General features: G+C 40.5%; 15 protein-coding genes and 1 pseudogene. 10 read left to right on the top strand and 6 right to left on the bottom strand.

All coding sequences use genetic code 11. The annotated features are described in order from the left end of the window. Positions 1 to 335: pseudogene (locus J8L97_RS20565) on the top strand (bile acid:sodium symporter family protein); the annotation flags it as partial. Positions 336 to 512: 177 nt separating this feature from the next. Continuing rightward, complete coding sequence (locus tag J8L97_RS20560; protein WP_211052486.1) at positions 513 to 1,694, top strand: right-handed parallel beta-helix repeat-containing protein; 1,182 nt, start codon at positions 513 to 515, stop codon at positions 1,692 to 1,694. A 220-nt stretch (positions 1,695 to 1,914) separates the two neighbouring features. Here the strand turns inward: J8L97_RS20560 and J8L97_RS20555 are convergent, their stop codons facing one another. Next, complete coding sequence (locus J8L97_RS20555; RefSeq protein WP_192508545.1) at positions 1,915 to 2,130, bottom strand: TIGR02450 family Trp-rich protein; 216 nt, start codon at positions 2,128 to 2,130, stop codon at positions 1,915 to 1,917. Between the two features lie 165 nt (positions 2,131 to 2,295). On the opposite strand from J8L97_RS20555, the gene J8L97_RS20550 reads away from it, so the two are divergent. Next, on the top strand, positions 2,296 to 2,661 hold the full coding sequence (locus J8L97_RS20550; protein ID WP_211052484.1) for a DoxX-like family protein: 366 nt from the start codon (positions 2,296 to 2,298) through the stop codon (positions 2,659 to 2,661). Here the strand turns inward: J8L97_RS20550 and J8L97_RS20545 are convergent. Continuing rightward, positions 2,578 to 3,108, bottom strand: a complete 531-nt coding sequence (locus tag J8L97_RS20545) for a hypothetical protein (protein WP_211052482.1) — start codon at positions 3,106 to 3,108, stop codon at positions 2,578 to 2,580. The genes J8L97_RS20550 and J8L97_RS20545 overlap by 84 nt on opposite strands. A gap of 230 nt (positions 3,109 to 3,338) precedes the next feature. Here J8L97_RS20545 and J8L97_RS20540 point away from each other — a divergent pair, with 230 nt between their 5' ends. The 3 genes from J8L97_RS20540 (at position 3,339) to J8L97_RS20530 (ending at position 5,234) form a co-directional block, all read left to right on the top strand. Then, a complete protein-coding gene (locus J8L97_RS20540; RefSeq protein ID WP_211052480.1) occupies positions 3,339 to 3,986 on the top strand; it encodes a hypothetical protein in 648 nt (215 codons plus the stop codon). Further along, positions 3,943 to 4,764, top strand: coding sequence for an ABC transporter substrate-binding protein (locus J8L97_RS20535; protein ID WP_211052478.1), 822 nt, complete (start codon positions 3,943 to 3,945; stop codon positions 4,762 to 4,764). Before J8L97_RS20540 ends, J8L97_RS20535 begins: the two co-directional genes overlap by 44 nt. An 83-nt stretch (positions 4,765 to 4,847) precedes the next feature. Next, complete coding sequence (locus J8L97_RS20530) at positions 4,848 to 5,234, top strand: hypothetical protein (RefSeq protein ID WP_210996620.1); 387 nt, start codon at positions 4,848 to 4,850, stop codon at positions 5,232 to 5,234. Positions 5,235 to 5,814: 580 nt separating this feature from the next. Here the strand turns inward: J8L97_RS20530 and J8L97_RS20525 are convergent. Continuing rightward, positions 5,815 to 6,777, bottom strand: a complete 963-nt coding sequence (locus tag J8L97_RS20525) for a GlxA family transcriptional regulator (RefSeq protein WP_211052477.1) — start codon at positions 6,775 to 6,777, stop codon at positions 5,815 to 5,817. 98 nt (positions 6,778 to 6,875) lie between these two features. Here J8L97_RS20525 and J8L97_RS20520 point away from each other — a divergent pair, with 98 nt between their 5' ends. Both J8L97_RS20520 and rsmF read left to right on the top strand, forming a co-directional pair. Next, a complete protein-coding gene (locus J8L97_RS20520) occupies positions 6,876 to 7,289 on the top strand; it encodes an MAPEG family protein (RefSeq protein WP_210996622.1) in 414 nt (137 codons plus the stop codon). 132 nt (positions 7,290 to 7,421) lie between these two features. Next, entirely contained in the window at positions 7,422 to 8,864 is a 1,443-nt protein-coding gene (gene rsmF, locus J8L97_RS20515; RefSeq protein WP_211052475.1) for a 16S rRNA (cytosine(1407)-C(5))-methyltransferase RsmF, read from the top strand. A gap of 269 nt (positions 8,865 to 9,133) precedes the next feature. On the opposite strand, the gene J8L97_RS20510 is transcribed toward rsmF, so the two are convergent. Beyond that, positions 9,134 to 10,636 carry an aldehyde dehydrogenase (NADP(+)) gene (locus tag J8L97_RS20510; protein ID WP_211052473.1) on the bottom strand — a complete coding sequence of 501 codons (1,503 nt, stop codon included), beginning with the start codon at positions 10,634 to 10,636 and terminating at the stop codon, positions 9,134 to 9,136. Between the two features lie 23 nt (positions 10,637 to 10,659). Then, a complete protein-coding gene (locus J8L97_RS20505; RefSeq protein ID WP_210996625.1) occupies positions 10,660 to 11,661 on the bottom strand; it encodes a 4-hydroxyproline epimerase in 1,002 nt (333 codons plus the stop codon). Positions 11,662 to 11,991: 330 nt separating this feature from the next. Between J8L97_RS20505 and J8L97_RS20500 the strand changes: the two genes are divergently transcribed. Then, positions 11,992 to 13,233: an FAD-binding oxidoreductase gene (locus J8L97_RS20500; protein ID WP_211052472.1), complete on the top strand. Its 1,242-nt coding sequence runs from the start codon at positions 11,992 to 11,994 to the stop codon at positions 13,231 to 13,233. 8 nt (positions 13,234 to 13,241) lie between these two features. Continuing rightward, on the top strand, positions 13,242 to 14,462 hold the full coding sequence (locus J8L97_RS20495; protein ID WP_192507434.1) for a M24 family metallopeptidase: 1,221 nt from the start codon (positions 13,242 to 13,244) through the stop codon (positions 14,460 to 14,462). A gap of 285 nt (positions 14,463 to 14,747) precedes the next feature. Here J8L97_RS20495 and J8L97_RS20490 read toward each other — a convergent pair whose 3' ends face one another. Next, positions 14,748 to 14,915, bottom strand: a complete 168-nt coding sequence (locus J8L97_RS20490) for a hypothetical protein (RefSeq protein WP_211052470.1) — start codon at positions 14,913 to 14,915, stop codon at positions 14,748 to 14,750. Positions 14,916 to 15,010 lie beyond the last annotated feature (95 nt).

The raw sequence follows: 15,010 nt of genomic DNA, 5'->3' as shown, positions 1-15,010 counted from the left end.
TCATCAGTATTTGTGTTACGTTAGACAATAAAATTGTTGAATATATTCTTTTGGCTGGCCCTGCATCGATAGCGCTGAATATCAGCACAATGCTAATTGGCTTTTTAGTAGCCCACGATTTTTTACACAACCGAGCGCAATCGCGAACCATTACATTGGAGGTGGGGCTTCAAAATGGCACCCTCGCACTGCTGATCACAAATGGCATGCTTAACAACCCTGTTATGTCTATTGCGCCCAGCATTTATAGTCTAATCATGTTTTTTACTGCCAGTTTATTTACCTTTATGGTGCTCAGAATACAACCGCCACAGGCTATCATTAATAATAATTAAATTAATAACAATTATTAAAGACTAATCATATTAATACGTTTAGTATTTATTTGAAGGTAAGCTTTGTGTGGCCTCTCATGCTGATTTGAATAAATAACAAGCTGATGTGTGCAACCGCCGTTTACCTTTTTAATCTCGCAATCATTCAAAGGAAAATTAATACAAGGAGCATATGAAATGCAACTCAAAACACGACTTAATACTAAGTCATCCATTCTGTGTGTTGTAGCCACACTCATCGCACAACCTGTTCTCGCAACACAAGTATGTGATTTTGTTATCCCCTCTTCGCAATACAAAATTGATGGTTCACAACTTCAAACATCCCCTGGTGACAGGCTATGTTTGGCGAAAGGTGAAAGAGGCCCGCTCAGAGTAACTAATTTACATGGTTCGCCTGAACATAATATTGTCATAACCAACCAAGATGACACAGTGACCACCATTGAGTATGAATATAGTATCGCAATAGAAAACTCAAGTTACCTGCAAGTTACGTCCACAGCACAAGATTCTGCTTCCCCATACAAACTCAAATTAGGGGGCACATTGAGTGTGGGCAAGCTCAGTCACCATATAGAAATTGATCATGTTGAAGTATACCGAGCACGATTTGCTGGTTTGCTAATCAAAACTGACCCCAACTGTGACAGCGCAACATGGGCCGAAAACTTTACTATGTCAGGGCTGTCTATACACAACAACTTTATACACGATACAGAGTCTGGTGAAGGTATGTACGTTGGCTATACAGGACACAGTAGAACGCTCGAATGTGACGGAAAAACAACCACTGTCTACCCACATAAGATAACCCATGTTGATATATCCAACAATATACTTGAGAGCATCGCCGCTGACGGCATTCAACTAAACTCGGTGCAAAACAATGCACGAATAGCCCATAACAAAATCTATCGAACTGGGTTAAGCCCTTTCTCACCAGCATGGCAAAACACCGGTATTCAAGTAGGAGGAGAAGGCGTTATTGTTACAGGTAACATGATTTTTAAAAGCGGTGGTAACGGTATGATGCTAGATGGAGACAATTTAACGATTGAGCACAACACCATTATCAAGGCTGGCGAAAATGGCATATTTGCACGTAACCCTGCGCAGCAAGATATTACTCGTAGCAACGGTCTACCTCATATCTATCGGTATAACCACATTATCCAAAGTCAGAGCTACGGGATTAAACTCTACGCTATCAATACCGCTACGGCGAATGCCATTTATCAAAATACTATTGAAACGGATGGAAGCTTAGATGCTGCGCAAAGGCCTATGACTTTGTCTTACCTTAACGACTCTGTGCTACGTACTGAAACTGACAACCGATATTTTATTACGCCTTGATAGTTATCACGCCGTAATAGTGCCAATGTTTATATCAGGCACTAGGACAATAAAAACGTGAATAAATCCAAATTAAAGTAGGCTTTTAATAGCCTACTTTCTTTGGCAGCTTAGCCATGGACTGTATGAACACCACTCTCTCATACTTTAACTAACGCTGCTGCACTCAGTGAATATCCCAAGTTTCCAATAATTAGTCAAATGCCACAGCTTTTCCTCACTATCGCCAACCCACCTTCCACATATCCCCTTCTTTTAGCGTACGCCAGTCAACTTCAATTGCACGTTTTGTCATCACTGCCTCAATAATACACAACGTAATACGCCCTTCTTCATCAAACTCCACTTCTGACACAATAAAGTGTTTTTCTTTATGCTGAGGAGAAATAGCGGTCCATTTACTGTTCAATAACTTTCTAGGATTAATTTTATGCACCATGCCCTCTTTTAGCTTTTTTCAACCCACTGTTAACGTTCTACATTAAGACTACGTATCAATCACGCGTAAAGATCGATTAGTACAAAGATTGCGGTAGGATTTGCAGCGCACATTCATTAGAATGACAACGAAACGTCAAAAAAACGCACCAAAGGATAAGGCGTGTCTACACTTTACATTGCTCGATTCATTATTAGTTTCAGCTGGATTTACCATGGTATTTTCCCAAAGTTACTGCATATTGCGCCACTCGAACACGCCATGACAGCAAGCATTGGATTGTCAGAAACAACCTCTTACTGGATCACAAAATCAGCTGGGGTGAGCGAAGTGATATTTGGATTGTGCGTGTTTATCTACTTTCGAGTACGTTGGGTGATCTATTTAAATATATTGGCGCTTACAGGCCTATTGATGTTGGTCGCCTTACTCTACCCAGTTGTATTAATTGATGCTTTTAATCCAGTCATCTTGAGTATTTGGACAACTAATATTAATCGTGTAATAGTCGCCAATGTCTTTAAATAAAGACAGTGTTTTGGTGTAATCATCGATAGAATCTTGTAAATCAAATTCTGAGGTTAAATTTGATTTAGCCACATTGATCCCCACTTTTAATTTACCAAAATCCACATCTTTCAAACGCTTTGATATGGTTTCTGCGCCTTGGTTATTTAAACCATACCATACCAAAATTGACTTAGATTTTACCATTCGAAACAGTCTTTTTCCGGGGTTCCCTGGGCACACTTCACCAGTAAACGAGCCAAGCTCTGCTAAACCAAAACCTATTGATGGGTATATTTTTGTCAACTCTCCATCTTTATCAAATCCCGCAGATAAACCTAGAGGATTTCGATACTCTATACCATCAACCGTTGATTTAAGACTTTTGTGCCCATAATTGAACAACATAGAAGTAAGTAGTCGTGTCAGAAAATTTGACCCAAGAAATACGCCTACACGTTTGAACATATAGTGCGCCTCTTCAGGGTCCATTAAGAATATCAACGGTCGTGAGATACGATAAAGAACCTTAAAGAAAAAATTCCTCAGCCCGATTATAAAGCTCATTTTAGCCTCCAGTTATTGTGTGAATGATTATCGATGCTAATTTGAATGTTAATTACCTTACACCCTGCAAATCTTAATAGCAATCCTTCTCATTATCATTTATGTTATATTTAAAAGATAATGGAGTCGCTATGAAAACACTGCTAACAACTTGGTTTACGAGTCGAATGGCAAAATCACGGCCGAGGCCAAATAAAGGTACTCGCGCAACAGAGGCATGCACGCATTCACAGTGGAAAGACACTGGCAAAGTATATTATGTGCTAGAAACCCTCAAGATAAGTTACGTTTCAAACAATGGCGATATTACTTTTGAAAATTTATCAGAAGAGACAGTCGCCTCATTGATATTAGATATTTATGAACCAGGCAATGCGCAATTGACACCCAAAGTAATCGCCGGTGTACAGTCATGTTTGCATATCAGCGTATGCGGGATAAGTTGGCAAGAAAATGGCTCTCAATTGCGAATTAAAGCGATCCCCAATGCTGCGGTGCTCCGTACTAGGAACAGTATATTTAGCAACAGCCAAGCCCAGTTTCAACATGCTTCATTCGCAGTGGATGAATCAACCCTCGAGATCCCTGAACGCGCTGCTACACCCTCGATATTTACGTATCGCAATATTGATTTAGCGCAGTTTATTTCACAACTAAAGCAAGCAAACGCAGCCCTACCTGATACATTGCCTCGCAAACCACCAATATGCAGAAACAATTTTATGAAGGTATACAGTGAGCACGAAGCATCAATTCTTACACAGTTATCATCAGTATAGAAATACCCAGCTTTCACAAGTTGACCAAGCAGATCTATACTTAAGCATTATCAACCAACTAAGCTTAGCCATGTATCGTATTCGGTTAATTTTGCTGTTGATTGCACCATGGTACTTGGTAGCTTTAGTCCCAAGTATCCGAGTTGTGACCGAAGACTTGCCACCTTATCAAATTGTAAAAGATACAAGGATAGTTGCTGGGAGCTCATTTCAAATAGTCAAACGTGCACTCTCAATTGCTGGATACCAGCAAAATATCGAAGTGCTACCATGGGCACGCGCCTATAAAATTGCACAAACACAACCGAATACTTTAATTTTCTCTATTGCAAAAACACCAGAAAGAGCGCCCCTTTTTCATTGGCTTTTCAAACTACAACCTTTGAAATATCAATTCTATTCATCAACAAAACACAGCACTGTGACAATTGGGAATATTGATTATGCCAAGTCTCTCATAGCCGTAAGTGTAAGGGGCAGTTACGAAGCAAACGCGCTAAGAGAAATGGGGTTTAAAGAAAACCAAAATTTACTCATTGTTGGTAATTTCACCGCAGCGTGGCGTAGTCTTGAAATGGGTAGAGCTGATATTATGTGGGCTTCTCATATACCTGCTAACGCGTTGATAAATAGTCAATATGGTTACTTTCCACATGAGCATGTTATTAAACACCATGAACTATATGTTGCGCTTAGCCTCAACACCCCAGAGCCCGTTGTAACTAAACTCAAAAGTGCCTTTATTGAGGCCAGTCATGAGTTAAATAATCATCAGTAACGCAAATTATGTTGTTCTGAAAGCTGTCTAATCCACTGGGACTTTGCTAAACCTATATTATGATGTAACGATTTGTAACGACCATGAGCGATAGCAATAAAACACATCAATTCCAATATGACATATTAACCGACTTGCCAACCAGTATTATAAAGGTGTCGGTGAAAGGGTCTGGAACCCCAACAGAAGTCATCAACATGTATGATGAAATTAATCGCGTCGCAAAACTGCACAACAAGCCAAACTTATTACTCAATGTGGTTAATTTAAAGCTAAATTACAACGGCAGTGATGTTTTAAAGGTGATGAAAGCAATAGAAAATATCTTGCTTCATGTGCGTATCGCAAGAGTCGTGAGCCCAGCCGATTTTAAAAGTGATTTAATAGACTTGTTTGCAGATAACAATGCTTTAGAAATTAAAAGTTTTTATAGTGAAGAACTTGCCATTACTTGGTTGAATGAGCCTTAGTTAACAGATGATAAACCTCACTCACAAACCAACTCTATGAACCTATTAATTGCTGGTACATCAAAATGTGTTGAACTGAGATAACAGCCTACAAAGAGCTGGATAACGTTCACTATTTAATGTTAAAAAACACCGCCACAGTGATGCCCCATACCACCTGCTTTGGCTTCTACTTGTGTTAAACAACGCGTATCCTGTGAGTAATCACATCGCTTTGTAAAGCCTGCACCTGCGATATTTTAGGTAATTTTAAATGATAAAACCGCGTTTTTTTATAGTAACTTTATCTTTGATTCTTTGGGATTAACCGCATTTTATTATCCTTTATGTAATGAGTTCACTCAACTAAGTCCATTATATTTATACACAAAAGAATAGGGGCAGTTGATCTTTCAGGTTCATTTTTGCACCCCTTTCTCTTTGTTGCTTAATGTTCGCTTAGATTGCTAGGCCACATATTAAGCGCCGCGATCAAAGCACGGTCAAAGAGAACAAAAGTAGAACAGCAAAGATTAACAACCCTTAGTGTATATAATATATTCCAAAGTAAAACTGTCATTATTTTATACCTCGCTGAAAGCTATCCCCTTTCGCTTGCCGTCCATTGTTTCATAGATTGTCCATACTGTGCTTTAAATTGCTTATTTAACGCGCTCAAATCTTGATAGCCGACCAACTCTCCAATCGCATCAAATCGATGCTCAGTTGAGCGCAACAATTGCTTTGCTCTTTCAAGTCGCGCCAAGCGGACATAAGCCGATGGTGATAATCCCACATGTTTATTAAATCGTCGGATCAATGTTCTTTCACTGACACATAACCTATCGGCTAAAACGGGTAATGTAAGATCGTCTGACAAAGATTGCTTAATATAGTGTTGTAGCGCCAATAATTTACGGTCTTGATGTAACTCAAACGCATGGCACGCCATAAACGAAAGCTGAGACTCCCGTGATTTTGGAATGGCAAGCCATGAGGCAACATCATCTGCAAACTGCTCGCCAAGCACCTGTTGTATAAAATACAACATCATAGGAAAATAGCACTGTACAGCTCCTGAAGTAATGAACTTATCGTCATGTATATAAATCGCTTCTTGACTGACATTTAAATGCGGAAAATATTTGGCATAAAATGTCTTCAGCCACCAGCTACTGGTTAACTTAGTATCATTTAACACACCAGACTTTGCCAAATAACTCACTCCGGTACACCCAGCCAAAACAACTTCACTTTGCTCAATAAGCTTTGTGATATGAAATTTTAGCGGTGCAATTTGTTGGCATTGTTGCCATAACGCTTGCTGCCCTAAGTACTGACTCCCGACCCAAATCATCGCATCACATGACTGTATACCAGACAATGGAGTACAACTTTCAAACACCATACCTTGACTCGCGCGCACTGTATCAGTTGTTAAGCTCACCAATTGCCACTCAAATATAGGCCGTCTGGCCAACGTATTGGCCACATGTAATACATCGATAACGCCCATAAGACCACTGGCGAGTACGTTATCTGGAATAATGATCAAGACTTTCAATGTGTCACTTTTAACTTAAAAACTGTCATATATGACACCTTAGCCAAACAGTGAATGCTGGTAAAGTAAATTCATCATCAATATTTAGGAGCACACCTATGTGGATCCAATACCCTCTATTCTTCTTACTGATACTCATCGCATTTTTGTGGATATTAACCACAGTATTACGCGTGCGAGCTTATATAACTCAGTCAGTATCACCCACTGATATCACTTTCATTAACAAACACAACCTCTCGAAATTAACGGTTTTGGCGGGTAACAGTTACGACAATCAATTTCAACAACCTGTGCTATTCACTATCTTGCTGATCACCTTGCAGCTGCATCAACTTGATGGACATTTATGGTATGTGATCAGCTGTTTTTTTGTCGTTGCACGTTATTGGCATTGTGCAGAGCACATTATGGGCCGCAATTTACTCTTACGTACCATCGCATTCGCTATGAGCTCTTTAACTTTATTTATTGGCTGGTTTTGTTTTATCTATCGAATGTATACACAATAGGTATATTTCACGCCAAGTGTTTTACCAAATCTAAGTGCTTAATTGTCGTCAAGTGTAAAATGGCCTTTAAGCGCCTCTCAGGCAATGATAAAATTGTGTCACTCAATTCAAACCAGTAACACAGAGCGCACCTTGGACAGTTCAACTTATATTCCCGATGCATTTATTGATGACGTACAAACATATATTCCCTCACATTTGGCGCTCACGGATTTTTTAGATGCGTGTAAAACCCCACTTAGGCGATCTGTTCGGGTTAACACACTTAAAATGTCGATTTGTGCATTCAAAGCTTACTGTGTTGAGCATAACTGGCAAATAACCGCGGTACCATGGTGCGAAACCGGTTTTTGGCTCACCCGTCCAAATGAGGAAGAACACAACTTAGCTTTGGGCAATACTGATATTCATTTAAGCGGCTGTATTTACGTACAAGAAGCCAGTTCAATGCTGCCACCTATTGCATTAGAACCTGCGCTTAGCAACAGTACTTATGTGTTAGATATGGCATCAGCGCCAGGTTCAAAAACCTCGCAATTAAGCGCGCTAATGAATAACCAAGGTGTGTTAGTTGCCAATGAGCTATCGTCTTCTCGACTCAAAGTACTCGCAGCAAATATGAAGCGCATGGGTGTTGCAAATTGTGCGCTGTCGCATTTTGACGCCGCCATATTTGGCGATTATATGTTTGAAAGTTTTGACAGTATTTTACTCGATGCGCCTTGCTCAGGCGAAGGTACAGTAAGAAAAGACGCAGACGCGCTCAAAAATTGGTCTATTGACTCAAATATTGATATTGCAGCGGTTCAGAAAAAGTTAATTCGTAGTGCATTCCTTGCACTCAAACCGGGTGGTACATTGGTTTATTCTACCTGTACATTAACCCCTCTAGAAAATCAGCAAGTGTGCGATGCCTTACTCGACGAATTTACGGATGCAATTAAAGTTGATCCGTTATCATCATTGTTCCCCGATGCAGACAAAGCAACAACACCTGAAGGTTATTTACACGTTTGGCCTCAAATTTACGATAGCGAAGGCTTTTTCATTGCCCGCTTCATCAAAACACATTCGGTAGACAATGATCAGCAAAAGTATAAGAAAGGCGCGTTTCCATTTTCCCCCTCAGATCATAAGTTACAAAAGAGTTTTATCGACTATATTAACACGCATTTTGGGCTCAATGAGTCGTTGCCTGGTCAGCTTATGAGTAGAGACAAAGAGCTCTGGCTATTCCCTGATGGGTTTCAACCTATAGAGAACAAAATTAAATATGCCCGGCTGGGTATACAGTTAGGTACTACTCATAAAAATGGTGTGAGATTGGAGCATGAATTTGCAACAGCACTTGGAAAGTACGCCACAAAAAACACCTATGCAATGTCTGATAGTGACGCGCGTGATTATTTCAATGGTAAGGATATTCGACTGGCTGACCCTGTAAATGTAACGGGCGAAGTCATCTTAACGCTGTGCGGTGCGCCTGTTGGGTTAGGGAAATGGCAAAAGAGTAAAATCAAGAATAGCTTACCCAGAGACCTTGTTAGTGACAGTCAGTTAATAACTTGGGTATAACATGAATATATCTTTTTATATTTTTTAGATTAAATACTTATATGAACATTAAGTAATTGATTTTAAATTAATTAATATTTCATTAAGTTGTTTGTAAGTTTTGTGAAATATTAACTACACTTAAGTTACTTTCTACTTCTCCCTACAGAAGAAAGGTGTTTTTTTAGTAACGCTTTGGCTCCATTGGAGCTATCCCCTAAGCCCAGAGCAAGCGAGTGCTCTGGGCATTTTTTCACGTGTTTTTTAAAGAAATAATTACGTTTGTTACATTAATTAGCTCGCTGACGACAAATTGGTCGCAAGAACCTAAGCATGGCATTTAAGCCAACAGATGTGCTTCGAACATCTGTCGATGATGGGTATGGGCCACCATGGTTCATTGATGGACACACTTCAACACCCGTTGGCATCTGATTTTCAATGATCCGCCCTACTTTGTATTCTAACGCTTCAATCACTGCTGCTGATTTCTTCAGATCTTGACGAGTACCATGAACCGATGCAGTTAATTGCCCATCAAGTAGTTCGACCAAGCGCTGTAGTTGACTTTCTTTATCATATGTCACCATCATAGCCATAGGTCCAAACACCTCTTCACGTAAAGAAGCATCATTTGTGAACGTATCGATATCTGTCGCGAACAAGTGGGCATTCGCATGGTGCTGTTCACTTAATTCACCTTGTGCAAGCAAAGTGACGTCATCTCGTGACGTTAATTGTGCAATACTGTGTTTAAAACTCGCCACAATGTTTGGTGACAATAATGTGTCTGATGCACTCACTTGAATATTTTTTATCGCTTGATCAACAAACTCATGACTGGCTGCAGGCACCAACCATAAACCAGGACTCGTACAAAACTGTCCATTGCCCATTAACAGAGCCTGACTTAGCTGATCTGCTACAGTTGGTCCCGCTTCTTGTACTTTTTCCTTTAAAATAAGCTGTGGGTTTATGCTGCCTAACTCTCCGTAAAACGGGATCGGCTCTTGTCGCTTTGCGATTGTGTCTAACAGTTTATGTGCAACCGAGAATGATCCTGTAAAACCAATTGCTTTAACTTGCGGCGCACCAACTAACTCATGCGCAATGTCATAGCGTTTTGCTTGGATCATTGAAAATACGCCTTTTGGCATAGCACACTTATTAATAGCCTTTTCCATTGCTCTGGCCATTAATTCACTCGTCGCAGGGTGAGCTGTGTGGCTTTTCATTACCACCGGACATCCAGCTGCCAGTGCTGCAGCAGTATCACCGCCTAAGGTAGAAAATGCATACGGGAAGTTTGATGCGCCAAACACGCCAACAACCCCTAGGGGTAAATAATCAAGTGCTGTATTTGGTTTTGGTAAAGGAGAACGATCAGGGATCGCAGCATCAGCACAGCCAAAGTTTGCAATACTATCTTGACTACCTTCTAATGCATGGGCAAAAGCACGTAACTGATTCATTGTACGTCCACGCTCACCTTGCAGTCTTGCAATGGGTAGATTCGTTTCTTGATGCGTCGTTTCGATTAAAACATCGCCCAATGCTTCAATTTCATCTGCAATAGCATGTAAGAACGTTGCACGTTGTTGATAATTGGTTTTCCGATACGTTTTAAATGCCAACCCAGCTTGCTCAATCGCACTCGCCAACATATCTGAACTTGCTTCGTAAATAGGTGTTTCTAGACTTTTATTCAACTTAGGTGAAAAGCCAAAAAATGCCTCGGCTTGATCTGCTATCACCCAATCGCCCGCAATAAAACTTGCTCCAGTAACTTGCATATTACCTCCAAAAATTTGATTAATTACACTACTTGAAATCCGAAAGCATACGGGTCACTATCATCAACACTAATGTTGCTAGTACCAGTTACTTTTGACCATCCTCGGATGCTTGGCTGTATCGCTACTCGCCCAGCAACTTCTGTAATACCTTCTATACACCCAATAAATTGGCTACCAATATAACTTTCATGAATAAACGGCTCATGCGCTAACAGTTTGCCTTTAGCATGTAACTGCGCCATTCTGGCACTGGTTCCTGTTCCGCAAGGGGATCTATCTAACCCTTTTTCACCGTAAAAGACGGCATTGGCAGCATGTGAGTCAGATTGTTTAGGCCGTCCGGTCCACAACACATGCGATGCGCCTTGCACTGTAGGATCTTCTGGGTGAACACATTTGAGTTTTTGATTCACCGCATTTCTCACTTTCGGGCTGAACGTCAATATGTCACTGGCGCTCCATTTATCAATGCCCGGAAAGTTCTGCTGCGGCTCAACGATGATGTAATAATTACCACCATATGAAATATCGACGGTTAATTGACCTAAATCAGGCACATCTATCACAACCTGTTCATACGCCAAAAATGCGGGAACATTGAACAATTTAACCCATTCAACATGCTCACCACTGCGTAAATACTGTGCATTGACCCGTCCTGCCGGCGTATCTATTTTTAACTCGCCTTCTACTTTTGGCTGTAATAGACCAGCCTGCAGCGCAAATGTGATCGTGCCTATTAAGCCGTGCCCACACATAGGCAAACACCCTGAGGTTTCAACAAACAATACGCTTGCATCACCATCTTCTGTGGTCGGTGGATAAATAAATGCACCTGACATCATGTCATGGCCTCTTGGCTCAAACATTAACGCCTGACGGATCCAGTCAAAATCAGCCATGAAGTGCTGACGCTTCTCACTCATTGTGGACCCCAATAAATTTGGGTGTCCACTGGTGATCAACCGCACAGGGTTACCACATGTGTGGCCATCAATACATGAAAATGTCCCTCTGCGCATACTATTTGCCGTCACCGTTAAATTGAGTTATTACTAATGAGTAAACCCCTTGCCAATTTGCCATCTTGGTTTTTCCTCTATCTGGTTTTTATGTTTACCATCTTAAGTATATTGTATACAATAATCAATGTCCAAGTTAAGAAAATATTACCATGGATAATAACAATCTTAACTTTTCATCCAGAAACTATGGGTAACTTACGGATAAATATGAAATTTGTATTTATAAAAATAATAATAGTAGACATCAGTTTGACTACAATTGTGTAGATACAATCTACTGATATTTACAATATTGATAGTCAATTCAGCTAAAAAAGAGGAAAGTGCATGTCTAATCAACCTAAAATTGCTGTTATTGGCGCAGGTGTCGTCGGTTTATGTACTGCCAAGAATTTACAAGATCAAGGCTTTTCTGTTACTTTATTCGACCAACAAGGTATTGCTGAAAAATGCTCAAAAGGCAATGCGGGACATTTTGCCACAGAGCAAGTTTTTCCACTGGCTCAAGCAAGCTTATTGAAAAAGCTGCCTGGTATGTTGTTCAACCCCAACGGCCCGCTAAGGATTGATTGGCGCTATCTTTATAAAGCCTTTCCATGGTTTTTTAGATTTGTTTGTAACATGAGAAAAGCCAAGCTCACCGAAAATACCAATGCCTTAAAAGCGCTTAATGAGCCTGCTTTATCAGCCTATAAAACGTTATTAGGCGATCAAGATTTTACCGACCTAATTACCTTAAATGGCAGTTTGCTGACGTTTGAAGACACCCCTGAGAGTGATATTGAAAAACTGTACCAGCAATATAAGCAACATAATGTTGCGGTGAAATGGCTTAAAGGGAAAAGTGTGTTCTCTATTGAGCCTAACTTAGATAAACGCGTTAAAAACGCACTCTTATTTACGGATGTAGGACATAGCATAAACCCCTATCATTTATGCCAGCATATTTTTTCTTTGTTTCATCGTGCGCACGGCGAATTTCAACAAGTGGGCATTAAAGCGATTCAAACAACAGACCAAAATATAGCACTTACCACCTCCGACAATACCACACATCAGTTTGATAAAGTCATTATATGCACAGGTGCATGGAGTAAATCTCTCACCAGCCAATTAGGCTTTAATGTGCCATTAGATACAGAGCGCGGCTACCACGCCATGATCAAAAATCAAAGTACCCTGTCTCGTCCAGTTGCATCTGCAGAACGTCAGTTTATTATAACGCCCATGTCAGAAGGCTTACGACTCGCAGGCACGGTTGAATTTGCTGGGCTTGATGCACCAGAAAACCATCACCGCGCGACAATGTTATTGAAACACGCAAAGGCACTACTGAGTGGCATTGATGAAAAACCCCCATTTGACACTTGGATGGGATGTCGCCCATCATTACCCGATTCATTACCCGTAATCGGCCGCAGCCCAAAGCATCGCAATGTGTACTTTGGGTTCGGTCATCAGCACCTTGGCTTAACTCAAGCGGCAATTACAGCAAAACTATTAACACAACTTTGTAGTGGTGAAGTACCTAGTTTGGATTTGACCCCATATCGAATAGATAGATTTTAGGAGAAATTATGACAACCCATGGTGTAGGCATACAAAGCCAACAACAAGCGCTAGACTCGTTAACTAACATGACGACTGATGTGCAAGCAATTGGTTATGAAGAATATCAACAACGTATTAACCGTGCACAAGCGTACATGCAAGAACATAATATTGCAGCAATATATCTAAACGCTGGCACTAACTTAACTTACTTTACAGGTATGCAATGGTACGCGAGCGAGCGTATGGTCGGAGCAATATTACCAGCCAAAGGCACTGTACAATTTATTGCACCAACCTTTGAAATTGGTACTTTGATTGACTACCAAGTAATTGAAGGCCCTATTCATTGCTGGCAAGAGCATGAGAGCCCTTATCAACTGTTTGCTAAAACACTATTAGAGCTTGATATTACCGTTGCAGCGACGATTGGTATTGATGAAAGTACTGCTTTTTTCATTTTCGATGGCATACGCCAAGCTGCACCACAACATACTTGGATCAATGCTGATACAGTTACCGCACACTGCAGAATGCATAAATCAGCCACAGAGCTTGCTCTGATCCAACGTGCAATGGATATGACTCTAGCAGTACATCAAGCAACAGCCAGTATGTTATATGAAGGGATCACCACCACAGAAGTAGAAACTTTTATCAATACAGCACACAAAAAAGTCGGCGCATCAGGTAACTACTTTTGTATTGTGCTCTTTGGTGAAGCCTCTTCATTTCCGCATGGCGTTAAAGAGCCACAAACGCTTAAACAAGGTGATGTCGTACTCGTTGATACAGGGTGTAAAGTTGAAGGCTATTTGTCGGATATCACCCGAACTTATGTCTTTGGTACCCCCTCACCAAGACAGCGTACTATGTGGGATCATGAGAAAAATGCCCAAATAGCCGCGTTTAACGCTGCACAAATTGGTAAACCGTGTGGGGCTGTGGATGATGCAGCGCGTAACTACCTAACCTCTGTCGGATTAGGCCCAGATTACAATGTCCCTGGCTGCCCACACAGAACAGGCCATGGTATTGGCTTAGACATACATGAATGGCCATACTTAGTTCGTAATAACCCGCAACCTTTACAAGCCGGTATGTGTTTTAGTAACGAGCCTATGTTAGTCATTCCTGATGAGTTTGGCATTCGTCTAGAAGACCATTTTTACATGACCGAGGCAGGCCCTAAATGGTTTACTCAGCCGAGCCACAGCATTGATGATCCATTTGGTTTAAAAGAATAAGTACGTCCATACTCTGAAATCGATGCCCTATTCACTTTAGGGCATTCTTCTATTGAAGTAAGAGTATAGAATATTACTGCAAACTATTTCTTTTGAAGTCATCCAATTCATCGCTTTATATTATTAATATCATTAAGAAACTGACGTATAACCATGACTAAAAGTTGTATACCACAGCGCGTGGTATATAGAAGAATATGTGAAATGTAATTAAAGACAGGTTGAGTAAATGATTTTAACTATTTATATAACATGGCAACTTATTAGTTGCCATTGATATGCTAATTAGCCTCTAAATGGCGGCACATTAAGACAAATACAATGCCCTTGCGGCATACCCGGTTTACCATCGTGAACCGCTGGGCAAAGAATATTACGCCCACCTGAGATCCGCGCTAAGTGCTTTATAGATATAATTTCAAGGACTCGTGATTTTGATTTAACTTTTTTCATAAAACTTCCTTTTACTAAATTAAGAATTAAAAATACCAATCAAGGTAAGAAAAACGACTTAGTACACGCAAAACCGCTTTTCTGTAGCGTATTAC

This window comes from Pseudoalteromonas sp. MMG012, from assembly GCF_018100875.1.
Taxonomy (GTDB): Bacteria; Pseudomonadota; Gammaproteobacteria; order Enterobacterales; family Alteromonadaceae; genus Pseudoalteromonas; species Pseudoalteromonas aurantia.
The sequence above is the reverse complement of the archived record's forward strand: the minus strand, read 5'-3'. Positions and strand labels throughout refer to the sequence as shown.

Bases quoted from the DNA above. Each gene is read 5' to 3' on its own strand.
- J8L97_RS20560 (WP_211052486.1), top strand. From the start codon at position 513: ATGCAACTCAAAACACGACTTAATACTAAGTCATCCATTCTGTGTGTT.
- J8L97_RS20545 (WP_211052482.1), bottom strand. From the start codon at position 3,108: ATGTTCAAACGTGTAGGCGTATTTCTTGGGTCAAATTTTCTGACACGA.
- J8L97_RS20540 (WP_211052480.1), top strand. From the start codon at position 3,339: ATGAAAACACTGCTAACAACTTGGTTTACGAGTCGAATGGCAAAATCA.
- J8L97_RS20530 (WP_210996620.1), top strand. From the start codon at position 4,848: ATGAGCGATAGCAATAAAACACATCAATTCCAATATGACATATTAACC.
- J8L97_RS20520 (WP_210996622.1), top strand. From the start codon at position 6,876: ATGTGGATCCAATACCCTCTATTCTTCTTACTGATACTCATCGCATTT.
- J8L97_RS20510 (WP_211052473.1), bottom strand. From the start codon at position 10,636: ATGCAAGTTACTGGAGCAAGTTTTATTGCGGGCGATTGGGTGATAGCA.
- J8L97_RS20505 (WP_210996625.1), bottom strand. From the start codon at position 11,661: ATGCGCAGAGGGACATTTTCATGTATTGATGGCCACACATGTGGTAAC.
- J8L97_RS20500 (WP_211052472.1), top strand. From the start codon at position 11,992: ATGTCTAATCAACCTAAAATTGCTGTTATTGGCGCAGGTGTCGTCGGT.
- J8L97_RS20495 (WP_192507434.1), top strand. From the start codon at position 13,242: ATGACAACCCATGGTGTAGGCATACAAAGCCAACAACAAGCGCTAGAC.
- J8L97_RS20490 (WP_211052470.1), bottom strand. From the start codon at position 14,915: ATGAAAAAAGTTAAATCAAAATCACGAGTCCTTGAAATTATATCTATA.